Origin of the sequence: Murdochiella massiliensis (genome assembly GCF_900059565.1) — a bacterium.
GTDB lineage: Bacteria > Bacillota > Clostridia > Tissierellales > Peptoniphilaceae > Murdochiella > Murdochiella massiliensis.
This window is the reverse complement of the sequence record NZ_FIZW01000002.1, coordinates 449,859-473,970: the sequence shown is the minus strand read 5'-3', so window position 1 is coordinate 473,970 and position 24,112 is coordinate 449,859. Positions and strand designations below refer to the sequence as shown.

The 24,112-nt window shown below is 48.0% G+C and carries 19 protein-coding genes; 17 read left to right on the top strand and 2 right to left on the bottom strand.

The features are described 5' to 3' along the window. Positions 1-59: 59 nt before the first annotated feature. From alsE to BN3910_RS03800, 7 genes are all read left to right on the top strand, one after another. A complete protein-coding gene (alsE, locus tag BN3910_RS03830; RefSeq protein WP_066924519.1) occupies positions 60-752 on the top strand; it encodes a D-allulose 6-phosphate 3-epimerase in 693 nt (230 codons plus the stop codon). Continuing rightward, entirely contained in the window at positions 740-1,639 is a 900-nt protein-coding gene (gene alsK, locus BN3910_RS03825; RefSeq protein ID WP_066924517.1) for an allose kinase, read from the top strand. Before alsE ends, alsK begins: the two co-directional genes overlap by 13 nt. Before the next feature lie 61 nt (positions 1,640-1,700). Further along, complete coding sequence (gene alsB / locus BN3910_RS03820; RefSeq protein WP_066924515.1) at positions 1,701-2,708, top strand: D-allose transporter substrate-binding protein; 1,008 nt, start codon at positions 1,701-1,703, stop codon at positions 2,706-2,708. Between the two features lie 41 nt (positions 2,709-2,749). Continuing rightward, entirely contained in the window at positions 2,750-3,181 is a 432-nt protein-coding gene (gene rpiB, locus BN3910_RS03815; RefSeq protein ID WP_066924509.1) for a ribose 5-phosphate isomerase B, read from the top strand. Positions 3,182-3,281: 100 nt separating this feature from the next. Beyond that, positions 3,282-4,220: a DUF4298 domain-containing protein gene (locus BN3910_RS03810; RefSeq protein WP_066924507.1), complete on the top strand. Its 939-nt coding sequence runs from the start codon at positions 3,282-3,284 to the stop codon at positions 4,218-4,220. Positions 4,221-4,300: 80 nt separating this feature from the next. Further along, complete coding sequence (locus tag BN3910_RS03805; RefSeq protein WP_066924505.1) at positions 4,301-4,717, top strand: hypothetical protein; 417 nt, start codon at positions 4,301-4,303, stop codon at positions 4,715-4,717. 976 nt (positions 4,718-5,693) lie between these two features. Next, positions 5,694-8,414, top strand: coding sequence for a cell wall-binding repeat-containing protein (locus tag BN3910_RS03800; RefSeq protein ID WP_066924503.1), 2,721 nt, complete (start codon positions 5,694-5,696; stop codon positions 8,412-8,414). Between the two features lie 192 nt (positions 8,415-8,606). Here the strand turns inward: BN3910_RS03800 and BN3910_RS03795 are convergent, their stop codons facing one another. Then, entirely contained in the window at positions 8,607-9,533 is a 927-nt protein-coding gene (locus BN3910_RS03795) for an aldo/keto reductase (protein WP_066924501.1), read from the bottom strand. Positions 9,534-9,823: 290 nt separating this feature from the next. On the opposite strand from BN3910_RS03795, the gene BN3910_RS03790 reads away from it, so the two are divergent. The 10 genes from BN3910_RS03790 to BN3910_RS03745 all read left to right on the top strand — a co-directional run bounded on the left by BN3910_RS03790 (position 9,824) and on the right by BN3910_RS03745 (position 23,097). Then, on the top strand, positions 9,824-12,496 hold the full coding sequence (locus tag BN3910_RS03790) for a C69 family dipeptidase (protein WP_066924499.1): 2,673 nt from the start codon (positions 9,824-9,826) through the stop codon (positions 12,494-12,496). A 179-nt stretch (positions 12,497-12,675) separates the two neighbouring features. Next, positions 12,676-14,178 (top strand): glycerol kinase GlpK, encoded by a 1,503-nt coding sequence (gene glpK, locus BN3910_RS03785; protein ID WP_066924493.1) that lies wholly within the window; start codon positions 12,676-12,678, stop codon positions 14,176-14,178. Continuing rightward, positions 14,175-15,536, top strand: coding sequence for an alanine/glycine:cation symporter family protein (locus BN3910_RS03780; RefSeq protein ID WP_066924491.1), 1,362 nt, complete (start codon positions 14,175-14,177; stop codon positions 15,534-15,536). The genes glpK and BN3910_RS03780 overlap by 4 nt, the downstream gene beginning before the upstream one ends. A 150-nt stretch (positions 15,537-15,686) precedes the next feature. After that, on the top strand, positions 15,687-16,238 hold the full coding sequence (locus tag BN3910_RS03775; protein ID WP_066924489.1) for a hypothetical protein: 552 nt from the start codon (positions 15,687-15,689) through the stop codon (positions 16,236-16,238). 124 nt (positions 16,239-16,362) lie between these two features. Beyond that, positions 16,363-17,325, top strand: coding sequence for a folate family ECF transporter S component (locus BN3910_RS03770; protein ID WP_066924487.1), 963 nt, complete (start codon positions 16,363-16,365; stop codon positions 17,323-17,325). A 9-nt stretch (positions 17,326-17,334) separates the two neighbouring features. Further along, the gene (locus BN3910_RS03765; RefSeq protein ID WP_197457224.1) at positions 17,335-18,018 is read left to right on the top strand and encodes a YoaK family protein; all 684 of its coding nucleotides are present in this window, start codon (positions 17,335-17,337) and stop codon (positions 18,016-18,018) included. A 72-nt stretch (positions 18,019-18,090) separates the two neighbouring features. Then, on the top strand, positions 18,091-18,873 hold the full coding sequence (locus tag BN3910_RS03760) for a ZIP family metal transporter (RefSeq protein ID WP_066924480.1): 783 nt from the start codon (positions 18,091-18,093) through the stop codon (positions 18,871-18,873). A 332-nt stretch (positions 18,874-19,205) separates the two neighbouring features. Then, positions 19,206-20,738, top strand: a complete 1,533-nt coding sequence (locus BN3910_RS03755; RefSeq protein ID WP_066924478.1) for an AbgT family transporter — start codon at positions 19,206-19,208, stop codon at positions 20,736-20,738. Positions 20,739-20,777: 39 nt separating this feature from the next. Further along, entirely contained in the window at positions 20,778-21,995 is a 1,218-nt protein-coding gene (locus tag BN3910_RS03750; RefSeq protein ID WP_066924476.1) for a M24 family metallopeptidase, read from the top strand. Next, positions 21,979-23,097, top strand: coding sequence for a uroporphyrinogen decarboxylase family protein (locus BN3910_RS03745; RefSeq protein ID WP_197457223.1), 1,119 nt, complete (start codon positions 21,979-21,981; stop codon positions 23,095-23,097). Before BN3910_RS03750 ends, BN3910_RS03745 begins: the two co-directional genes overlap by 17 nt. Here BN3910_RS03745 and BN3910_RS03740 read toward each other — a convergent pair whose 3' ends face one another. After that, on the bottom strand, positions 23,098-24,057 hold the full coding sequence (locus tag BN3910_RS03740; RefSeq protein ID WP_066924473.1) for a LysR family transcriptional regulator: 960 nt from the start codon (positions 24,055-24,057) through the stop codon (positions 23,098-23,100). Positions 24,058-24,112 lie beyond the last annotated feature (55 nt).

Here is a 24,112-nt window from a genome sequence, read left to right as displayed (position 1 = left end):
GAATATTCCGTTCCATACCGCAAATCAAAGCGGGGTGGAAAAAGTAGAAAGGAAAAACCATGAAGGTTCAAATTTCACCATCTCTCATGTGCATGGATTTTCTGCACCTGCAGGAGCAAATCACCTGTCTGAACACCCGTGCGGATTACTTTCACGTGGACATTATGGATGGCCATTTTGTCAAGAATCTTGCTTTATCAACGGATTTCGTGAAGGCTATTGCGCCTATCGCCGAGCTCCCTTTGGATTGCCATTTGATGGTCACCAATCCGGAAGACTACGTCGATCCGCTGATTGATGCGGGAGCGGAGTGGATCTGTATGCAATCTGAGACCATTGTTGCACAGGCGTTTCGTCTCATCGATCACATCCATGCCCGGGGGAAAAAAGCGGGCGTTGTGCTCAGCCCGGAAACGCCGTTTGACGCTATTCGTCATTACGTCAACAAGGTTGATAAGATCACCGTCATGACGGTTGACCCCGGCTTTGCAGGTCAAAACTTCATCGCGGAAATGCTGGATAAAATTGCCGAAATTCGCGCCTATAAAGAAAAAACAGGCGCAAAGTTCCTGATCGAAGTGGATGGATCCTGTAATAAAAATACCTATCAGCGTCTGCGTGCCGCAGGAGCGGAAATTCTCATTGTCGGCAGCAGCGGACTGTTCGGATTGGATAAGAGTTTGGAAAAAGCCTGGGAAAAGATGGCACGAATATATGAGGAAGAAACAGGTGAGTCATTATGCGCAAAGTAATTGGTGTCGACATTGGCGGCACCAACATTCGCCTTGGCGTCGTTGATGAAAGTCTTCATCTCTCGCATTTCGAAAAATCATCCAGTGCTTTTCTGCGTGAGGCGGATTCTTCACAGAAATTGGTTGAATTCCTAAAAGCCTATATCGAGCGCTATGCCCTTACCGATATTGAGGCGATACGTATCGGCGTTCCCTCTATGGTGGATCGTGATCGTGATTACGTGTATCGTGCGCCGAACTTAGGCGGTCTCGTGGAATTGAATTTGGCTACTTTGCTCAGCGAAGCCTTGCATCTGTCGGTCGCTGTCGATCGGGATGTCAACCATCTACTTCTCTATGATATTCACGAATCCGGTCTGGATCCCCGAAGAAACAAGACCATTCTCGGCTTTTATATCGGAACGGGTTTAGGAAACCCCATTTGGCTAAACGGAAGCATATATCGGGGAAAGCATGGAGTGGCCGGCGAACTCGCCCACATTCCGCTTTACGGAGAGGATATCGCCTGTCCTTGTGGCGGAAAAGGTTGCGTGGAAATGCTGGCGTCCGGTCGTGCTCTGGAGCGCATACAGCAGCGCCATTTCCCGGACACCCCTATTGGTGATATTTTTACCCGTCACAGAGAAACCGAGCCGATACGGCATTTTATTGAAACCTTGAGTTATCCCTTAGCGACGGAAATTACGATCTTGGATCCGGATTTGATCGTTCTGTCCAGTGGTGTAATAGGTATGAATGATTTTCCAAAAGATGAGCTCATTAAGGAGGTGAAAAAGCGCGTAAAGCATCCTGTTCCCGCAGAGGATCTGGAGTACATTTTCCCGGAAACAGGACACGAGAATGGCGTAATCGGTGCAGCAATCGCAAGATTCTTCTATGAAGATTAATACAAAGAAAAATAGTCGGTAGACAAAAGAAAATTGCCGGTAATGGAAAAAGGAGGAAACCATGAAAAAACGTTTAATGCTGATGTTGTTATGTCTCGTTACGGTCTTTGGCCTTGCCGCTTGTGGCAACAGTAACGAAGGAAAAGAACCCGCTTCATCCGCTGAGGCAACACAAAGCACAGCGGCTGAGGAACCGAAAGACGGCGGAAACGCGGAATATGCCGTCATTTTGAAAACCCAGGCTTCGGACTTTTGGGTCAAGATGAAGGAAGGCGTTGAAGAAGAAGCCAAGGAACTGGGGGTCAAAGTCGATATCTTCTCCGCACAGAGTGAAGAGAATACGGAAGAGCAGCTCAACATTCTGCAGAACGCAGTCAATAAAGGATATAAAGCAATCGGTATTGCACCGCTTTCGCCGGTCAACGCCGTATCAGCGGTTGCGGATGCCTATAAGAAGGGCATTTATGTCATGAATATTGATGAGAAGCTGGACATGGATCAACTGAAACAGCAGGGTGGTGCGGTTATCGGTTTTGCAACGACAGACAACGTAGCGGTCGGTAAAAAAGCGGCCGACTTTATCGTAGAAAAATTACAAAAGGGCGATAAGGTAGCGATTGTAGAAGGAAAAGCAGGCAATGTTTCCGGTGAGGATCGTAAAAACGGTGCACAGAAAGCCTTTGAAGATGCGGGCATGACGTTGGTCGGTTCGCTTCCCGCCGACTGGGATCGTCAGAAAGCTTTGGACGTCGCCAACAGCTTTATTCAACAGAACCCGGACCTGAAAGCAATCTACTGCTGCAACGACGGTATGGCTCTGGGCGCTCTGCAGGCGGTGATGAATGCCAATAAGTTAGGCGAAATTTTGGTTGTCGGTACGGACGGCGATGCGGAAGCGGTTGCTTCGATTGAAAAAGGTGAGTTGTCCGCCACGGTTGCACAGGATCCTGCAGGCATCGGTCGCACCTCACTGCGTGAAATGGTTGAAGCGGTGAAGAACAAGATCACGGTTGAACCGAATGCAGAGCCGAAGGTATTACCGGTTGAATCCAAACTCATCACGAAGTAAACTGTTTCTAAAGAACGTTTTAAGCGGAAAGAAGGAGCAGAATGAAAATTGGCTTTGGTTGCGATCATGTCGGCGTGGAATTAAAACACGCGTTGATGGCACACTTGGAAGAGAAAGGTTACACCTGTATCGACTATGGAACGGATGCGGGAGAACGTGTAGATTACCCGGATTACGGTCATCTCGTCGCCCACAAGGTGGCGGAGGGGGAAGTCGATAAAGGCGTACTCATTTGCGGCACAGGCATCGGCATTTCGCTTGCAGCCAACAAGGTGCCCGGTATTCGCGCCGCGGTATGCTCCGAGCCGTATTCAGCTGCGATGGCCGTGCGACACAATAACGCACAAATTATCGCCATGGGTGCGCGCGTCGTAGGAGATGAATTGGCCATGTGTATCGTGGACGCCTTCTTTGACGCAGAATTTGAAGGCGGAAGACATTGCCGTCGCGTAGAAAAGATTGACGAAGTATAACAAAACGAACGCGATGATTTATCGCTATGTCAGGAATAAGCCTGAGAGAAGAGGAATCTGCTCTCAGGCTTTTCCTCATGAAGAGGAGACAGGAGACACCATGTACAAATCTATCGGCGTAAAGCCCTATTTGATGCCCATGCCGGTGCTGATCATCGGAACCTACAATGAAGATGGAACGCCAAATGCGATGAATGCCGCCTATGGTTCCATGCGCGACAGTCGAACCGTATCGCTGTATGTGCAATCGAAGAGAAAGACGATAGCCAACATTTTGCGGACGAAAGCATTTACGATTCATCTGGCGGATGGAGAAAATCGACAGGAAGCGGATTTCGTCGGCTGTGTTTCCGGAAATGCCGTCCCGGATAAAGTGGAACAAACCGGCTGGTCGGTGACAAAAAGTGAGGATGTCGAAGCGCCGGTTTTTGCCTCTTTTCCTTTAGTGCTGGCGTGCTCATTACTCACCTATGACCCTGTGGATGGCCACTTGGTGGGCGAAGTGCAGAATGTAGCGGTAGAAGAAACGTTTCTGGACTCGTACGGCCAACTTCATATAGAGGAAATGAACTTGCTTACTTACAATCCGGCCGAGAAGATTTACAACATTGTAGGCGATCGTGTTGGCGAAGCTTTCGCGGCAAATGCAAGCAACGAAGAGCAGGACGAGTTGGACGACATTATGGCTTCTCAGCCGACGGAGGAGGAGAAAAGACAGGCGCTTAACAGCAACCGATCGGAGCGCATCGCTCGCGTTCAACGAATGGAAAAGGTCATGAACGAACTGGCTTCGCTGCAGGCGGAACTCAATCAGGCTCTGGATCATTTTGAATCCTTCAAAGAGCAAAGCGATGCATTTGACGCATACTACTCTTCGCGAGACTGGATGGATGATTATTATGCGTCCTCACTCGGCATCATTCCGGAAGAGATTGATCAGGGCGTACTCACCGAAGACTTGCCTTATGATGTGCTCTGCGAAAATGATGAATTGGGAAGGCGTATGCGCGCTTTGGCGATGAAATTGCTGATCCGGTGATGCGGCGGATCTTTTGCATGATCTCGAGCATAATCTCTGTTGAAAGAGAAAACGTATAGATTGCCACAGGAGGAATCGATTTGAAAGACTTTTTTGGGCATCTTCGTGTCCGTTTGCAGCGTGCTTTGATCGGGCGTAACGGCCTTGATTCTTTGGCTCGCACCATATATTTTCTTGGACTTGGCCTGCTTATCGTGCAATGGCTTATTCCTCATCGAGCCTTGTATTATCTTGGCTTGCTCTTCCTCGCTTACAGTCTGTTTCGTGTGTTTTCACGCAATATAGCCGCAAGACAGCGCGAAAATGCTGCCTTTTTGCGTGCGACGGATGGGATTCGCTCCCGCATTCGCCTCATACAGCGAAAATGGCGTGACCGCAAAACCCATCGCTATTTTACCTGCCCAAACTGTCGGCAAACGGTGCGCATTCCCAAAACTTTGGGGAAGGTAAAGATTCACTGCCCAAGTTGTGGTCATTCGTTTATTGCGCGCATGTAAGACAAGCCCCCGGCCTTCCCCGTCGCACGCTTCTCCTCGTCCCTTCGCTTCCAACTTCTTAGCAGGCGGGACTCGTCGAAGAGGCGACGGGGAAAGGCCGGGAGCTTGTGGAGAATAAAGGCGAAGAAAACGATGGAGAATAAGGTGGTGCTTAGCGCGGTGGAGTCAGGTGGTACGTTGTGGAAAATGTCATTGAGGGCCGCTGAAAATATCACTGGCAGCGCGGGTGCGAGTGGAGCGCTGCGGGAGATGCTTTTGATGGATCAGTTGTGCGTGTAGCGGCGTTGGAAATGCTGTTGATCTCTCATTTATGGCTCGAAAAATGTGTACGACCCTGGCCGTGCGTAAGATAGCGCCCTAGCCAGGGTCGATTTTTGTCGTGAAACCCTGGCTGGAAAGAGCAAGTTTTGCTAGCCAGGGTTAAATTTGCTCGAAAAACCCTGGCTGGGAGGAAAAACTCATGCGAGCCAGGGAAAATTTTTCCAGCCGAGCCCTGGCTAACGAAATGAACACGCACCAGCCAGGGTCGATCGCCTCTCTACGAACCCTGGCTGGGCAGAAAAACGAAAACCAGCCAGGGAAAATTTTTCCAGTCTAACCCTGGCTAGCGAAATTCAAACGCACCAGCCAGGGTTAGACAAGCACGAATACCTCTTAGTATTGAATGAAACATGCCTCAGCCGGGACCGAGCCACCCCTAACGATCTCCGACAAGCGAAATTAATGCGTGACAGCCGATGTCCCGGCTGGCGTTGCGAATAGTGCTCTTTAATTGCGCAGAAGGACCCTTTTTTTCTTAATACGATCAAAAATGCATATATATAAGAAGATGATACGTGTTCAATCAATATATCTTTTTTGGAAAGACAGGCATTTATAATTGTTGGACATACTCTATATATGCTATAATTTCATGCATAAATTTGCGGTATAGAATGAACAGCGACTAGAAACTGTTATAAGAAAGGAAATGATAATGAGAAATCGAGTGAATCGATGGGGCGGGAAGTTGGCAATCTTTGTGATTGCTCTTTTTGCGGTCTTTACCCTAAGCTCCCTTTCCTCCTCGGCGGCAGGAAAGGAGGTTGTCTTCCATACAACCAATGGTGAGGTAACCGTTGATTTTTCGGATGCAGTGGAATCGACCATTGGGGGAACGAACAACCGTGGTGAGGCATGGGACACGGGAGGAGGAGCCGGTAAAAAGTATTTCCTCGGCTGGAGTGATCAGCAAGATTACGCCAACACCGATGGTGCGAAGCTGTATTATTCCGGAGAAGATCCCATGGCACTGTTAGCGGACGGGGTGACGGACGTATATCCGGTGCATCTAAGTAGTCTATCTGCTCCCGGAATAATGTCGAATAACAGCTGCACCATCAACGATGGTATTGGTGATGAAGAGACCTTACCGAATAGTGCTTTACACAGAAAAGATGATGATTCTACCGATCATAATATCTTTGAAAAGTTTGATGAGACAATCAATGAATATCCGTTGCGTTTGAATGCCAGCTTTCGAATGGATAAAATAGCTGCTCATTGGCTTTATACCGGAAACGGCTTCACCATCATGACGAACACGCAAGGGGACAAGGGAAGTGCGGCAAAAAAAGCGCAATACACGCATGTCGACTTGAATGTTACGCTGGATGATGCCATTGCGATGAAAGATACGCTGACCGTATCTTTTAGCAGTTACTATTTTCAGCCGTATTTGGCCTGTGATACCGATACAAGAGAAAAATTTGAGATTGAAGGAGCATCGACGGAACCGTGGAAGATTGAATCCTTCGTCTCCGACACCGATCCGGTCACGACGTTTACCATAAAAAATCCGAATCATTCTCGTAAGATTACCATTCGCACGATTGTACGTACGAATAGCTGGTTTGGTGGAAAGCGCATCAAAAATGTCGATGCCAGAACGGTGGAAAACAGTGCAATGCTGCTTTCCGCAGAATCCTCAATTACCATCCCGAAAGCCGAGGCGAAAAAGACGGTGTTAGATACGGCAAAAACCATTACGGTTAGCGGTATGGTCGATGGCTTTGTCAAGATGCCAAAAAAGTATGTGCTTGGCGTTGGGATTGATTTGTCAAAACCCATTTCTTCCATTGAAGGAAGCCTTCCTCTGTCGATTAAGTTTGTGCCGGCAACAGTAAGGTTTGCAAGAAATAGCGACGACTTTCAGCCGAGCGAAGAACAGGTTCTCGGCACCTCCATTGTCGCCTATAACGGGACGCTTGCCGGGGACAGCTTCGATGAGGGCAAGAAACCGTCGATCGGGGTATTAGGTGATGCTATGATTGATGATCTCACGGATGTGACGGTCAATGGACAGACCTACGTTTTCCAAGGATGGAATACCAAGCAAGATGGAACCGGGGACGCTTTTGATGAGAATACGGTGGTTTCGGATGATTTAGTGGTCTATGCACAGTGGAAGAAACCCACCACGCCGACACCCAAGCCGGATCCCAAGCCCTCTACGCCGCTCCTTCGAATCGTAAAGATCGATGGTGACGGCAACCGGATTCCGCTGCCCGTAACGTTCAAAATTACGGATAAGATGATCTCTTCCATCAATCGCGTGGTTACGACGGACAAATCGGGAGAAGCCAAGGTTGACTTCCTGGCAACGGGCGACTATTCCTTACAGGAAATTAAGACCCCGGAAGGCTATATCCCGCTGGATAAGCCGCTTTCCTTCTCCGTTAAGGATGGCCGTGTCCACTATGAGAATCAGATCGTTCGTACCATCTATGTGAAGAACGACAAAAAGGCCGAAACACCGGACGTCATCAAACCCATCGATGACTCCACGCGTCAAGATATCGCCGCTTCGCTATCGAAGACCTACTTCGGCGATGCCAAGAAAGTGATTCTTGTGCAGAACATGGCCTATGCGGATTCCATGAGTGCCATGAACGTCTCCCAGGGAAACATCCCGATCCTGTATACGCAGAAGGATACGCTCTTTAACGTGACGAAACAGGAAATCCTGCGTACACCGCGTGAAGAGATTATCGTCATGGGCGGCCCGGGAACCATCTCCGAAAAGGTAATTGACGAGCTTAAGGCTATGACGAATGCAAAGATCACGCGCGTGGGCGGCATTGACCGTTTTGAGGTGAACAAGAACTCTGCGGCGTATCTGCCGGAGAGCACGAATGCGGTGATTGCAAGCGGTATGATCTATACGGATGCCCTTTCGTCGGTACCGTATGCCCATCAGTGGAAGGCGCCGATTCTTCTGGTGCGTAAGGATCGCGTCCCCGGTTATGTGGCGGATGTATTAAAGGAACGCATCACAAATGCCGTCATTAGCGGTGGGGAAGGAACGATCGCTCCCGAGACGAAACAGGCGATTGAAGCGATGATCGGTAAAACCGTATCCCGTGTGGACGGTGCCAATCGTTATGTGGTCTCGGCAAAGATGGCGGAGATGGTGGCGAACCCGACAACGGCGATTCTTACGAGCGGTGAAAAGTGGTCGGATGCGTTGGTCGCCGGCCCGGTGGCACAGAAGCTCAATGCCCCGGTACTCTTAACGCAACAGGCGAATCTGCCGATGCCGATTGATGCCTATCTCAATACGCATAAGGATCTGAAACAGATTCTCATTGTTGGCGGCCCCGCTTCGGTGGGAGAGAGTGTACGCAATGCGGTAAAGTCGATTTTCCCGGTGAAGTAGAGGGAAGAAACCGATCACGCTAGGACAAGTTTACAGTGAACAAGAATGGTGAATACGCCTTGAGATTGCCCAAAGGCAATTCGGATCAAGGGTATCCGCCAAAGGAAAGAAAAGAAAACAAAGGAATGAACAACAAAGCAGCGGCAGATGTTCTGCCGCTGCTTTGTTTATCGTTCAGATGATTCGTTTTTCTTATGGCAAGTATTTCCCCGAAGCCAAATACAGTTCATACCACTCATGATGCGTGAGACGAATGTTCATGGCTTCTGCGGATTCTTTGAGATGCTCGGGGTTCATGGTTCCGACGATGACTTGCATATTTGCGGGATGGCGAAGAATCCAGGCTAAAGCGATGGCGGCCTTGGTGACGTTATACTTTTCGGCCAGTTTGGCAAGCCCGGCGTTCAGTTCCGGATAGTCGGGATGATCCAGGAAGCAACCGTCGATCATGCCATATTGCAGAGGCGACCATGCCTGAATCGTAATGTCGTTCAGGCGGCAATAGTCCAGAAGACCGTTGTCACGATCCGTTGAGCGATCCGTCGAAAGGTTGTTGACATAGAGCGATTGGTCGAGGAGTTGAGACTGTTCCAGAGAAAGTTGCAGCTGATTGATGACCAAAGGCTGACGGACGGTTTTACGAAGTACTTCCAGCATCATCGGCGGTACGTTACTGACGCCGAAATGACGTACTTTTCCGGATTTTTCAAGAAGATCGAAGGCTTCTGCCAATTCTTCCGGGTCATAAAGCAGATCGGGACGGTGCAAAAGGAGAACGTCGAGATAGTCGAGTTGCATCCGGCGCAAACTATCATCGACGCTTTCCAGAATGTTCTTCTTCGTCCAGTCAAATTCATTGCGCTCAAAGCAGAGCCCGCATTTGGTTTGGATGATGAGATCTTCACGGCGAAGGCCGGACGCCTTTAACGCCTCGCCGAAGCGCGTTTCGGCAACACCCTGGGTATAGCAGGTGGCATTATCAAAATAATTGATGCCGAGATCAATAGCACTTTGAAGCATGGAAGCCGCTTCCTGTACGGAAAGATCCGGCATACGCATACAGCCGAGGATCATCCGCGAAACATTTTGTGGTCCATTGGTAATTGTGATGGTACTCATTCAAGCCCTCCTTTTCTGTTCTTTTCTCTCTTACCCCAATAACCGATAACATTGTAATTAACCGTCAACTTTGTGCATTCCTTTTCCGAGCTTTTGTTGTCTCCGGTTAAATGGATGCGGTAATTCAGTCACTTATAACGAAGGACGAATCCATGACGAATAGACTTGGCACATCGTGGCATATTGACATTCGAAAGGGGCTTCGTTACCCTTGTAATTGGCCTATGGAAGAAAAGGGTTTTCCCTATTGGAGAGAAACCAAAAAAGGGAAAGAACAATAAGGAGGAACTATGCGAATGAAAAAAGCGATCGCTGCTTTCGCTCTGGCCTTTGCGCTTTTGTTGACGATGCCGGAAGTGGCATTCGCCTGCACAGGCGTCATTGTCGGATCCGATCTGACAGAGGACGGAAGCACGATCTTCGGTCGCACCGAAGACTTGGAAACGAATCATAATAAGGCATATGTGATTCATGAGGCGGGGGAATACAAAAAGGACAGCACCATTAAGGACGTATCCTATGATGAGGAAAACGGATACAGCTATACTTTTACGAAGGATTCTTACCGTTTTACCGCTGTTCATGATACGACACCGGAATATGGCATCTTTGACGAAGCCGGATTTAATGAGAAGGGCTTAATGGTCGATATGACCGTTTCTGCGGATGCAAACGAGGCGGTATTGGAGAAAGATCCGCTGGAGGATCCATCCGGAATCAGCGAAGCCATTATGCCGACCGTAGTTCTTGCCCAATGCGATACGCCGGAAAATGCCATTCGTTTTATCGCTACGGAAGTAGCGAAAAAGGGCTCGGTTGAGGGCAATGGCTTTGTGGTCGCCAACAAGGATGAACTGTGGTATATGGAAATTTATACCGGTCATCAATTCCTCGCGATGCGCTATCCCAAAGATAAATTCTCGGTTTTCCCGAACACATTCTGGATTAACGAAGTGACCTTGGAAAAGGGCGAAGAAAACGAGAACTACATTGTTTCCAAGGATAACCAGTACATCTATTCAAAAGATCTGTTCAAGATTGCGAAAGAGGCCGGAACGTTTAAGGGCGACGAAGCGAAGGGAATCATTGATGCTTCTGGATCATATGCCGAAGCCGAAGCCGGCGCTCGTAACGCTTCGCGTGCCGCTTCCGGCATTAAAGTGCTCAACCCGAACGCAACGGTATCGGTTGAAGATACGCACTTCCCGTTCCTGCAAGAGGCCGAAAAAGGAAGCATTACGCTGCAGCAAGTTATTGATTTTACCCGCAATCGCTTTGAGAACATGGGCAACCTTGCGACGAACGATACCGGTGAAGAAGGATATTATCCCATCGGCAACCGTAACGTAATGGAAGCGCATATTTTCCAGGTTCCGAAGGATGCAACGGACACGTTCCCCGGTGTGCAGTACACCGCGCTGGGATCGACCCTGGTATCGCCCTTTGTACCGTATTATCTGAACCAGACCGACGGGGCAAAAGCGGCCATGAACGTCTCCAATGAATATACGCCGGATTCACTTTACTGGACGGCAATGGATGTTCTGCACATGGTAGAAACCAACCGTGCAAAATATCAGCCCATCGTTGATGCAAAACGCAGCGCACTTCAGGCGGACATTCTCAAGGACGTCACCTTGAGCGACAAGGGTGCAGCGGAAAATACCGCAATAAGCACGAAATGGGCGGAAAAGAGTCATGAGATGCTTTTGGCGGTGCAAAAAGAGCTGAAAGCCGACTTGCTGAAGAACGGCTATACCTCTGGATCGGAACGCGTACGCAAGAGCCCGGATGTCAAACTTCCGGGAAGCGATGTCTATCTGACGGTTCCTGCCAATACGACCGACGTCGTTTGGAAGGTTCGCATTGATGTGAAAAATCATGATCTTTCCATCGTCGACGCGTATGGCAATCCGGTGAAGATTCCGGAAGGCGTGAAACTCACCATTTCGATGAAGAAAGAGGCGTTTGAAGCGCTGAAACCGACCTTTAACGGAAAAACGGTCGATGCGAAGCTGAAGAATGAGAAACTCTATGTATTTGACGTGGTCGGTAGCGTTGATAACGTCGTTCGTTACGGTGGCGCAGATCGCTATGCGGTTGCCGTTGAAGCAGCCAAAGCCAACTTCGCCGAGTCCAAGACGATTCTTTTGGTCAATGGATTAGCATCCGGTGATGCCCTCAGCGCATCGAACGTATCGCAAGGCACAATGCCCATTCTGTATACGAAGGCGGATAAACTGGCCAAAGTGACGGCGGATTATCTGGCAGAGGCCAAACCGGAGAAAGTCATCATCGTCGGTGGTCCGGCTTCGGTTACTCCGGCTGTGGAACAAGAAATCAAAACCCTGTCGGCCAATACGCAGGTTGAACGCATTGGCGGTGCAAACCGTTATGCGGTCAATGCCAAAACACTTGCCGGCTATAAGGACTATACAAATGCCGTGATTACTTCCGGTGACGCGTTTGCGGATGCTTTGATGGCGGTACCGTATGCCAAGAGCGTAAACGCTCCGGTTCTCATGGTGAAGAAGGACAGCGTTCCGAACGAGACGAAAGCCTCCCTGACGGCGGCGAAGAATCTGAAAACGCTGACCATCATCGGCGGCTCCGGCACGGTGACGGATGCGACCAAACTTGCTCTGGAAGGCGTGACCCGCTTGAACGCTAAGCGCGTAAGCGGTAAAGACCGTTTTGCCCTGAGCGCGGAAGTGGCTAAGCTCTTCAACGAACCGAAACAGGTTATGGTTGCCAACGGCCTTGTTCCTTCGGACGCGTTAACGTCCGGTCCGCTTTCTCAGCGTGATCAGCTTCCGATTCTTCTGGTGCGCACGAAGGGATTTGATGCGGGCGTTCAGAGCTATCTGAAGGACACGAAGTCTCTGGAAAAGGCGATTCTCGTCGGCGGACCGGCCTCCATCAGCGAAGAAAGCGCGAAGTCGATTGCCGACTGGATCAAGTAAAAGAACGACATGATGCCCTCAAGGGCATACGACAAAAAGGAATTTGCTGATTTTATGGCACAAAAAAGGGACGCCGAAAAGGCGTCCCTTTTTTGTGGACGTCTAACTATGGTCAAAAGGTACATAATAGGGGATAATAGAAAAAACCAAGTCGGCGTAAAAAAGAGACGGAGGAAACGGTGAAACAGTACATTTTAGCGTTTGATGCCGGAACTACGAGCCAACGTTGCCTGCTTTTTGATCATAACGGAAAGATTGTCAGTGTCGCACAGAGAGAGATCAAGCAATATTATCCGCACCCCGGTTGGGTGGAGCATGATGCTGCGGAAATCTGGGCGACGCAGATTGCGGTGGCCATCGAAGCGATGCAGCGTGTCAGCGTTTCGGCGGAAGAAATCGCCGCGATCGGAATCACCAATCAGCGCGAAACGACCATTGTCTGGGATAAACATACGGGTGAGCCGGTCATGCATGCCATTGTCTGGCAGTGCCGGCGAACGGCTGAACAATGCGATGCGCTGCGCGCAGAGGGTGTTACGGAGCGCATTCGTGAAAAGACGGGATTGGAACTGGATGCGTACTTTTCAGCCTCCAAAATTAGCTGGATACTGGATCATGTTCCCGGCGCGAGGGAAAAAGCGGAGCGGGGCGACCTGCTCTTCGGAACGGTAGACTGCTGGCTCATTTGGAAACTGACGCAGGGACGTTGCCACGTGACGGATGTCTCCAATGCCTCCCGCACCATGCTGTTTAATATACATACTATGGACTGGGATGACGACCTGTTGGAGCTCTTCCATGTACCGAAAGTCATGCTCCCGCGCGTCTGCGCCTCAAGCGAGATTTATGGAGAAAGTGAATTGTCCTTCTTCGGCGCGCCCATTCCCATTGCCGGTGTGGCGGGCGATCAACAGGCAGCGTTGTTCGGTCAGACGTGCTTTTCCGCCGGTGACGTGAAGAATACCTACGGCACGGGGTGCTTTATGTTGATGAATACGGGCGACAAACCGGTGATGTCCCGTCACGGTCTGGTGACGACCGTCGCCTGGAAACGCGGAAACAAGGTATCCTATGCGCTGGAAGGCTCGATTTTTGTCGCCGGCGCGGCGGTGCAGTGGTTGCGCGACGAACTGCGCATGATTGATACCGCACCGCAGTCCGAAGAATTGGCTCTGGCCGTGCCGGATACCAACGGGTGCTATGTTGTGCCGGCCTTTACCGGCTTGGGGGCTCCGTTTTGGGATCCATATGCACGGGGAACCATAGTGGGCCTTACCCGCGGCGTGAATCGGAACCACCTGGTACGCGCAACCCTTGAATCCATGGCGTATCAGTCCTTGGATGTGCTTGAAGCCATGCAGGAAGATGCCGGGTTATCTCTTTCCGCATTGCGCGTGGATGGGGGCGCGACCGAAAATAACTTTTTAATGCAGTTTCAGGCGGATATGATCAACACGCCGGTCGTCCGTCCGAAAACCGTGGAGACGACCGCCAAAGGGGCAGCTTTCCTTGCCGGCCTTGCCGTAGGGTTCTGGAAGGATACGGATGAACTGCGTACCCTGCAGGCGGATGCGAGGATATTTATACCGACGATGACCGAAGAACAGCGTGAACAGAAGCAGCGTGGCTGGCATCATGCCGTGCGTTGCGCGATGAATTGGGCGAAGGAGGAGGAAGAATGACGCTACTCAATACTTTGGTGAAGATGCTTTCCGATAAAATCTGGTTTGTGCTGATGATCTTACTAGTCGGAAGCGGCGTTTTCTTTTCCGTTCGCACACGCTTTGTTCAGGTACGCCGGTTCAAAAAAGCCTGGAAGCGCGTCTTTGGAAATCTGACCCTGTTCGGCGATAAAGCGGAAAAAGAAGGAATAAGCTCATTTCAGGCCCTGGCGACAGCCATTGCCGCGCAGGTCGGCACCGGAAACATCGCCGGTTGTGCATCCGCCTTGGTCTCCGGCGGACCGGGAGCAATTTTCTGGATGTGGCTGGCGGCCTTCTTCGGTATGGCCACCATCTATTCCGAGGCGGTCATGGCGCAAATTACGCGCAAAAAAGATGAAGATGGACAGGTTATCGGCGGGCCGGTTTACTACATCCATGAAGCCTTTCATGGAAAATTCGGTCGCTTTTTGGCGGGATTCTTTTCCGTTTCCATCATTTTGGCTTTAGGTCTGATGGGCAACATGGTCCAATCCAACTCCATCAGTGATGCCTTTTACTCAGCATTCGGCTGGAATCGCCTTGCCGTAGGTGTGGCGGTTGCTGTCGTCGCCGGGTTTATCTTTATCGGCGGTATTTCACGTATTGCACAGGTTACGGAAAAAATTGTGCCGGTCATGGCGGTTCTTTATCTGGTGGGTGGCATAGTTTGTCTTGTCATCAATCGTGCGAATTTGCTTCCGGCTATCACTTCCATTTTTGTCGGGGCATTTGAGCCGCAAGCGGTATTCGGCGCCGGCATCGGTATTACCGTTCGTCAAGCTATGCGCTACGGCGTAGCGCGCGGTTTGTTTTCCAACGAAGCCGGTATGGGCTCTACGCCGCATGCCCATGCCATGGCTAAGGTCGATAAGCCGCAGCAACAGGGCGAAGTCGCCATGATCGGCGTTTTCTTTGACACCTTCATCGTGCTCACTATGACAGCGTTAATCGTTCTTTCTTCGGGAGAACTGGGCGAGATGATTCGTGAGGGCATGACCGGTACGCCGGTGGTTCAGCGGGCAGTAGGCATGGCTTTTGGCAAAAATTTCGGGGCGGCATTCATTGCCATTGCGCTCATGTTTTTCGCTTTTTCCACCATTATCAGCTGGTTTTTCTTTGCGAAACAAAACATGCTCTATCTCTTTGGAAAACACGCCGTAAAGCCTTTTGCAATCGTAGTTGTGTTGATGATCGTCCTTGGTGCCACGTTAAAGGTGGATCTGGTCTGGAATCTGGCGGATCTTTTTAATGCCATTATGGTCTTTCCCAACTTGATTGCCTTGTTGGCTCTTTCCGGCAAGGTCGCCAAACTCAGTAACGATGGACAATGGAAATAACGGTTTTCTCGTTCCTTTCTGTGTCGAATCGGGTATGAGTAGAATGCAAATGAATTGGCATAAGAAAGTCGCATGGCAAACGAAACCTTTTGCAGTGCGTCTTTCCGGATCCGATATCTCTTTTCCGAAAAAGGGAAGAAAGGAACAATCATGAAAGCGGAAGACTATATTATTGAACAAGTGCCTAAGCTATATACCATTATTGCTTTGAAAGATTTTCGCCATACGCCGAACGTTGTGTTTGACGTGATGCCGACAAAACTTATTCCTCGCGTAGACGGCTTGGATCGTGTCATTCACACAGGTCCGGCGATCAGTCCGGGATCAGTGGGTGAGGTTAAGCGCCCTTGGTACATGCATCCGGCGCAGTGGGACAATCTCTTCGTTCTCTATGGTGAACGTCATGTCGAACTGTATACGCCGGAACACGGAAAAGTGGAAAATTTCATCGTCACACCGGACTATATTGAGCATAACGGAAAGCGCGTATTGGACGGCGGCGGTATCCTGATTTGGCCGACCTATGTTTTTCATCGCGTCCAATCCGGTCCGGAAGGCTCACGTTCCATCAATCTCGCCACCCGTGAAGACGGTATCGATATGCGCAACAATTTCGACATCTACGATCTGAACGTCGAAACGGGCGAATACCGTGTCATTCGGGAAGGCTATAAAGATCAAAATATGGACGGCGAAAACTAAGCGGCATCCCGAGAAACGCGTGTTTTGGGCCAAAAAGAAATGTAAAGGCAGCTCCAAAGAAATGTTGTACAGGGGCTGCTTTTTTCATAGATTGTTTTATACTGTCCTCAAGGAGGATAATATCGTGAAGAAAAATTGGTTTGTTGTGTTGCTCATCGCAGGGCTATCCATGCTGTCCATTCGCATGGTCGGTGAGCCGGTAGTGTACACGGGCCTGATTGCAGTATATTTTGGCGTTCTGTTAAGCGGCGTGCTTTCTAACCGCTTTATTGGCGCAATGACCGGAGGCGCAACCATTGGTCTGGGCCTTCTCATCCGTCGGTTTTGGCAGGAAATTCCCACATTCAAGCCAAAAAAAATGGCCACTTGGGCAGCGAATAATGAGCAGTTTACTGTATTCATTGGTCGGTATTGGTGGGCGTTAATTCTTGGCGGCGTCGCCTTGGGCTTTTTGGCGGGATTGCTTGGGGAGAAACTGGAATGGCGAGGTGACGTTTCGCAACAAAAGGAAAAGGCGGAAAACGCGAAGAACCTTACCGCAGCACAGTATTTCACGCCGAAGCGTATTGCACAAATGTCCATTTTTATTGCCATCGGCGTGGTCATCAATTCCATGCGTGTCGGTTTTTTGAGTTTTGGCGGGTTGCCAATTGTACTGTCAGGCTACATTTTCGGCCCTTTCGGCGGATTTATCATTGGCGGGGTGACGGATTTGGTGGCTTTTCTGGTTCGTCCTTCTTCTAATGGCTTTAATCTGGCTTTTACGCTGACCTCAGCGCTGACGGGGGCGATTCCGGTGTTCATTACGGATATGTTAGGTGGAAAAAAGAACTTCACCTTTTGGCGTGTATTGGTTGGCGTTGCAATCGGTCAGTTCCTGACATCCGTGTTGTTGGTGCCCCTATTTATGTCCTTTTTCATCGGCGCTGCCCCGGCAAAAGCACAGTTCTTCCGTGCGCTTATTAAACAGACGCTGAGTGCTCCGGTCTATGCGTTGCTCATTCTGTCGCTGATGCAGGCGCTTGCAAAATCCGGACGAATGGGCGCAATTTCTGTGCGACTGGCTCCGCTACGGAACAAAGTATAGGAGAAGATGTTGAAAGAAAAACAGATGTCTGAATCCATGCGCACGGGAGTGTTGCTCGCTATTGCAGGCGGAGCAATGGATGCCCATTCGTATCTGTTTCGCGGCAATGTTTTTTCCAACGCACAGACGGGCAATGTCCTCCTTTTCGGTGTGCATGCGGCACAAGGAGAATTTTCACTTGCGCTCGCACATCTTTGGCCGATTTTGGCCTTTATGGTGGGCATTTTTCTGGCAGATCACATTCGCTATCGTTGGTCATTTTCCCGCCTTCATTGGCGACAGTGGGCGCTGGCGGTGGAGATGGCACTGCTTCTCCTTGTGAGCAATATGAGCAACGCTTGGGATCCGCTTGCGAATGCTTTGTTATCATTGGCCTGCGGCATTCAGGTAGAGAGTTTTCGCTCGGTTCACGGGCAGGCGGCAGCAACCACAATGCTCATCGGTAATTTACGGAGTTTCACAGCGGCAACCGAGACTTTTTTGCGTTCGCGTTCGCATGATGCTCTGCGGCATATGGCGCTTTACAGCGGTCTAATCGTCAGTTTTGTACTGGGTGCGATTGTTGAGAGTCGGCTCGTTGACTGGATCGGTGCTCCGTCCATTCTTTTCTGCGTCATCCTTCTTGGCATCGTTTTTCGCCTGTTATCGGATAAGCGTGAGCAAGCGAAACGTATAGAGATGAACCGAAAATAAGCATATGTCTGCGCAGGATAGGTAAAAATCAGCGGATAGAGAAAATAGATTGAGAAAGTAGAAAGAGGCACAATGACTGAACAGGTACTGTTAGGACTTTTGATTCCCTTTGTGGGGACGACACTGGGTTCGGCGTGCGTATTTTTTATGCGTGGCGAGATGAACCGAACGGTAGAGCGCGCATTGCAGGGCTTTGCCGCCGGCATCATGATTGCCGCTTCCGTATGGAGCTTGCTCATACCGTCGATGGAACAATCAGAGGCGATGGGAAAATGGGCGTTTGTTCCGGCTGTCGTCGGACTGATGGCGGGCGTATTGTTTCTTCTCCTATTGGATCATGTTATCCCGCATCAACACTTGAACAGCGAGAAGGCGGAAGGGCCGGATGTGCAACTGGCCAAAGCCAACAAGATGTTTTTTGCCGTAACGCTCCATAACATTCCGGAAGGGATGGCCGTGGGGGTGGTACTTGCCGGCATGATGGCGGGAGTTGATGGAATTAGCGCTCGCAGCGCATTGGCGCTTGCTCTCGGCATTGCGATCCAAAACTTTCCGGAAGGCGCCATCATTTCGATGCCGCTTCATGCGATGGGAATGAAACGACATCGAGCGTTCTGGTATGGTGCACTGTCCGGTGCTGTGGAACCGCTGGGTGCAGCGCTGACGATTTTTGCTACCGGACTGGTCGTACCCATTTTGCCTTATTTGTTAAGTTTTGCCGCCGGGGCCATGCTCTATGTGGTCGTAGAGGAGCTGATTCCGGAAATGAGTCAAGGTGAGCATTCGGATGTCGGTCCACTGGCTTTTGCTGTGGGCTTTGCCGTAATGATGGCCTTGGATGTGGCACTGGGGTAAAATTGCTTAAAATTGTTATAGAGAAAAAAGAGTTGCGATTGCAACTCTTTTTTTGTATAAGAATCATCCCCCTATGCCCATATTTATTGAAGCAACATTTTCCCGTGAAATGAACACAATAAATAATTGTGATAATACAATAAAATACGTATGAAAAGACTGTGGAGAAAGCATATGCTTAAGATAAAGATTTTTACAGAATCTTGTAATGAGTGAATGCCTAACAAATGGTTGTAAAGAAAGGATGTGGGAGAAAACGTTATCAAAGAAGGGAACATTTAGGCTGTTTAAGTTAATAAAGGGAATCGGCGGAGATTTCGAAAGGAGAAAACATGGAAACTACTAATAAGAAAAAAATAAAAGCTTTTGAACGTTTTCTCAGTAAAGTTGAAGTTGCAGGAAATAAAATACCAGACCCCATTTTAATGTTCATTGTATTAGCGGTAGCGGTAGTAATTATTTCCGGGATTTGCTCAGCCCTAGGCGTCAGTGCAATTAATCCTGCAACAAATGAAAAAGTTGAGGTAGTTAATCTTCTGAGTGTCAATGGATTAATTATGATGCTTACAAAGGCCGTTAAGAATTTTACTGGAATGAGCGCCTTGGGTTTAACTCTTACTTGCATGCTGGGCGTTGGAGTTTGTGAAAGTTCCGGTTTGTTTAACATTGCGCTTAAAAGATTAGCTACCAATTCAAAAGGTTCCGATCTGAAAGTTATTACCGTATTTACTTTTCTCTGTGTAATTGCGGACTGTACTGGTGGAGCAGGTTTTGTTGTTATGCCTCCTGTGGGAGCTTTGTTATGGGCTGCCATGGGAAGAAATCCTTTGGCTGGTATGCTTGCTGCATATGCATCTGTTTCCGGTGCCTTTGCTTCGAATCTTTTAGTAACATCTATGGACGTTGTTAATATGAGTTATACCGAAGCAGCTGCACAACTTGTTAATCCAGATATAGTACTTACTCCCGCTATGAACTGGTATTTTTCAGGAGTTTCTGTTATTTTTCTCACTTTCTTTTCTGTTCTAATCACAGTAAAAGTAATAGAGCCACGCATGGGAGTTTATCATGGATCGTATTCTCCAGTTGGTGAAAGTGCGAATGAAAAGGATCATCGTGCACTGAAAGCTGCATTGTTTTCATTCTTAGGCTATATAGCGGTAGTTGCTTTTGGTGTTTATAGTGGCATATTGAGTGATCCAAAGACGGGATCTGCTATTTCTTCGGGTGCGCCGTTGATGAAGGGCTTGACTATACTGATCGCACTCATGTTTGCAGTTCCTGGCTTAGCCTTTGGATATGTTTCAGGACGCTTCACCTCTTTTAAGGATGTTGCTAAGGCATTGAGTGATGCAATGGCTGGCATGGGAAATTACATCGCATTGTTCTTCTTTATTGCGCAATTTCTGAGCTATTTTAGCTGGTCAAATCTAGGGCTGATCTTAGCCATTGCTGGTGCGGATGCGTTAGAAGCTTCAGGTTTGCCGATTTGGGTCGTTCTTGTACTGTTTGTTATTATGTGTGCATTTCTGAATCTTTTAATTGGTTCCGCTTCGACGAAATGGTCATTATTATCTAGCGTATTTGTTCCAATGTTCATGTTGCTTGGATATCATCCGGCTTTGATTCAAATGGCGTATCGCATCGGCGACGCGATTTCCAATCCGATTTGCCCCACGTTTGCATATTTTGGGATGCTACTAGCGTTAGCACAGAAATATGATAAAAAGGCTGGTTTTGGAACACTGATGTCCAACATGCTTCCATATGTTATTTGCTACTTCCTCTTTATGGTAGTTGAGCTATTAATATGGTTCGCTTTTAACATTCCTCTTGGACCGGGTGGCCCCGTATTACTATCGTAAATTGAGACTGCGTTGTTAAAGAGATTGAAGGAGAAAATAATGAATGAACAAAAAGTAATAGATGAAAAAAAAGCGACTCCAGAGTTGCGAGGCTATGTGCAAAAACGGATTAAACTTCTGCAGGAAGCAATGATAAAAAAAGGAATTGATCTTGCTATAATCAGTAGTCCAGAAAATGTTTTTTACTTTAGCAATTTTAATCCGGTCATAATAAGCCACGCACCATATTTTGTAGTGTGCCCTAAAAAGAGCTTTTTATTGGTGCATGCTATTCGATACAACCATGCGATGAATGAGGGCGCAACAGAAGATGTATTTTGCTATGGAAAATGGGGAAAAGCCAAATCTGTTGCAAGCAGCGCTATGGAGGCTATTAAACTTTTAGTTCCTCAAGACACTCGGAGTATCGCGATCGAAGGGGAATATGCGTCATTCAATTTCATTGAGGATTTAAAATTAAATTTAGGTGTAGAAAAGTTTTTTGATATCAGCAGGATGATCTCTCATCAACGTTTAGTAAAAGATCCATATGAAATCAAGATGTGCCGAATTTCTGGAAAACTTGTTGATATTGGAGTTTCCAGAGCCATTGAAGCGCTTAAGGATGGATATAGTGAAGCTGCGGCTTGCACGGAAGGTCAATATGCAATGCGCAAAGAATGGCATAAAAACTATCAAAACTACGAGGTGAGTGGCTTCTCAAATAACCAGACAGCTCAAATTGATACGTTATGCGTTTGGTGCATGACGAATGAAAGACTCAATTATGGCTGTGATTGTCCTACAGGTTATGTCCCACAAAACGGAGATCTTACAATGCCTATGAGTTGGGCACGAGTATCTGGATATAACGTTGAAAATGAGCGCAGTATTATGGTTGGCAAAGTCAGCGATACCAGAAAAAAAGCATATGAAGCCATGTTACGGGCTCGAAAAAAGATCTTTGAACACTTAAAGCCAGGAACGATTTTCAGTGATTTGTATTTAATGGCAATGGAGGAATTTATAAAGGCAGGCTTTGAAGATATCTTGCCCGGTAGATGTGGCCATGGTATGGGGCTCTCCAGTCACGAGTTTCCCTCCGTTGCAAAAGAAAACGACACGCCTTTAGCCGCCGGCATGATTATCACCGTTGAGCCCGGATTGATGAGCCAAGAAATTGGTGCCGTCAGACATAGCGATACCGTCTTAATCACAGAGGAAGGCTTTGAGTTTTTAACAAACACACCAAGAGAAGTGATTGCGTTTACAAGATAATCACAATATCCAGCAGGTGAGGAATACAAAAAGGACACAAATCAACATACGGAGAATAGAAAAGGTGAACAAAATGAGAATGACAAAACGAGAACGCTGCTTAGCAACGATAAACGGTGAGAAGCCAGATCGCATTCCTTACTCTATGTGGAGTCACATGCCGCAATATGATCATGATGCCGAAGCAATAACGCAGAAAACAATTGCTTTTTATCATGATTATGATGTCGATTTTATTAAAACGATGAATAACGGAATGTATTCCATTGAAGATTTTGGTGCAGTTATTGACTACTCAGAAGTTCAAAAAGGAGGACGTGCTTTGCTGGTCGACTCACCCATAAAAAAGGGGGAGGACTGGGCGAAACTTTCAGAGACTTCGCTTGAGAAGGGAGCTTTGCACAGAGAGTTGCTTTACCTTCAAATGTTGCTCGAGAGCGTTAAAAGTGACGATGTCCCCGTAATATTTACTGTTTTTTCGCCGATAACGACAGCAAACAAATTGTGCGGAGGGAAACTTGCTCAATATCTTCACTCGGGATTTGGACAAGAGTTGAAAAAAGCTTTAGAAGCCATCACATTAACAACAGAACATTTAACAGCAAAAGCTATTGAATTGGGCGCTGATGGAATCTTTATGGCAAGCCAAGTGAGTAATTATATGACAAATGAAGAAGAGAAAATATCTGTAGAAGAATATCAAGAATTTGGCAAACCATATGATATTCGAGTCTTGAATGCTGCCAATCAGGCCGGCGGATGGCTAAATGCTCTTCATTGTCATGGAGAAGATATTATGTTTGATATTGTAAAGGATTATCCTGTGCAAGTGTTAAATTGGCATGTTTGGGAGACTCTTCCTACCATTGATGAGGCGTTAAGCCTAACTGACAAATGTATTATGGGTGGGTTGAAGCGATTTGACATCACCAACTGCAACTATAATGCTATTCGCCACCAGATTTATGAATGCTGTCGCGTCAGCAAGGGAAAACGTCTTTTTCTAACGCCAGGATGCGTGATTCGGTATCCTCTAAACAGTCAAATGCTTTCCTATGTCAAGAAAGTCAAGGAGGAGATTGAACAGGCGATTGTGATGTAATTATTCCTGATAGAGCTCCTGTGCTATACGGATAAACTCACTTCCAGCCTGAGTGAGCAATTTCGTGCGAAGTCGGCTTACAGCCAAAGGAGCTGTACCGATAGCACTCTCCAGTTCAAAAACCACAAGACCGGGGACAGCATCGAAATTTATGAGCACTTCCCTTGGAAAACCCGGAAGGATATTCATCTGTGTCACAAATGTGGATGGAATAGTGCAAAGTCCAAGCCCCGCAGAACATAAATTCAGTTGCGTTAAAATGTTGACCGAAGTTAAAATAACCTTTGGTGAGAATTCGGCTTCTTTGCATAGCTTCTTAAATATTTTTCCGCCCTTTGTTTCCTCGTCTTGTGCGATAAAAGGCAGGTTTGCAAATTGGGACATGGATACGGGATGATGCTGCATTTGGTCTAACTCTTGTGGAGAAAAAGAAGAGCGGAGTAAGTTGTATGGCGCTACGAGAACGTAGGTCTCTTCATAGAGTGGAACACTTATTATGTTGGTTGGATCTTGAGGAATATACCCTATCGCTAGATCGACTTTTCCGGTGGAAAGAACTTCTTCAACATCGGGAGTGGTTTGGGCTTCAAAAACCGTAAATGTGACGTTCGGATAAAGTTGATGAAAGGTCCTGAATAGACGTGGAAGCATAACTGTGCCACGAGTAACTGGGATAGCTACAGAAAGATTACCGCGGGTAAACTCTTTTATATCTTGTACCCTGCGTGTACATTCATCCATGATGTCTGTTACATCTAATGCGGCCTGGTACAGTACTTTGCCCGCGTCAGTCAGCGTCATGGGGCGACCACGGTCAAAGAGTTGAACTTGGTAGAAATCTTCCAGCTTGGCAATATTACTGCTTAGTGCCTGCTGTGAGATATATAGACGACGTGCAGCTCTTGAAAAGTTTAACTCTTCCGCTGCGACAATGAAATATGTGAGGTTCGTCAAATTCATAATAACCAATCCCTTTGATCCGATTCAATATAGTGCGAGTATAGAACAACGTTTA

What these genes read in the sequence shown, in the direction of transcription:
- alsE (WP_066924519.1), top strand. Translation starts at nt 60, where the DNA reads ATGAAGGTTCAAATTTCACCATCTCTCATGTGCATGGATTTTCTGCAC.
- alsK (WP_066924517.1), top strand. Translation starts at nt 740, where the DNA reads ATGCGCAAAGTAATTGGTGTCGACATTGGCGGCACCAACATTCGCCTT.
- alsB (WP_066924515.1), top strand. Translation starts at nt 1,701, where the DNA reads ATGAAAAAACGTTTAATGCTGATGTTGTTATGTCTCGTTACGGTCTTT.
- rpiB (WP_066924509.1), top strand. Translation starts at nt 2,750, where the DNA reads ATGAAAATTGGCTTTGGTTGCGATCATGTCGGCGTGGAATTAAAACAC.
- BN3910_RS03810 (WP_066924507.1), top strand. Translation starts at nt 3,282, where the DNA reads ATGTACAAATCTATCGGCGTAAAGCCCTATTTGATGCCCATGCCGGTG.
- BN3910_RS03800 (WP_066924503.1), top strand. Translation starts at nt 5,694, where the DNA reads ATGAGAAATCGAGTGAATCGATGGGGCGGGAAGTTGGCAATCTTTGTG.
- BN3910_RS03795 (WP_066924501.1), bottom strand. Translation starts at nt 9,533, where the DNA reads ATGAGTACCATCACAATTACCAATGGACCACAAAATGTTTCGCGGATG.
- BN3910_RS03790 (WP_066924499.1), top strand. Translation starts at nt 9,824, where the DNA reads ATGCGAATGAAAAAAGCGATCGCTGCTTTCGCTCTGGCCTTTGCGCTT.
- BN3910_RS03780 (WP_066924491.1), top strand. Translation starts at nt 14,175, where the DNA reads ATGACGCTACTCAATACTTTGGTGAAGATGCTTTCCGATAAAATCTGG.
- BN3910_RS03775 (WP_066924489.1), top strand. Translation starts at nt 15,687, where the DNA reads ATGAAAGCGGAAGACTATATTATTGAACAAGTGCCTAAGCTATATACC.
- BN3910_RS03760 (WP_066924480.1), top strand. Translation starts at nt 18,091, where the DNA reads ATGACTGAACAGGTACTGTTAGGACTTTTGATTCCCTTTGTGGGGACG.
- BN3910_RS03755 (WP_066924478.1), top strand. Translation starts at nt 19,206, where the DNA reads ATGGAAACTACTAATAAGAAAAAAATAAAAGCTTTTGAACGTTTTCTC.
- BN3910_RS03750 (WP_066924476.1), top strand. Translation starts at nt 20,778, where the DNA reads ATGAATGAACAAAAAGTAATAGATGAAAAAAAAGCGACTCCAGAGTTG.
- BN3910_RS03740 (WP_066924473.1), bottom strand. Translation starts at nt 24,057, where the DNA reads ATGAATTTGACGAACCTCACATATTTCATTGTCGCAGCGGAAGAGTTA.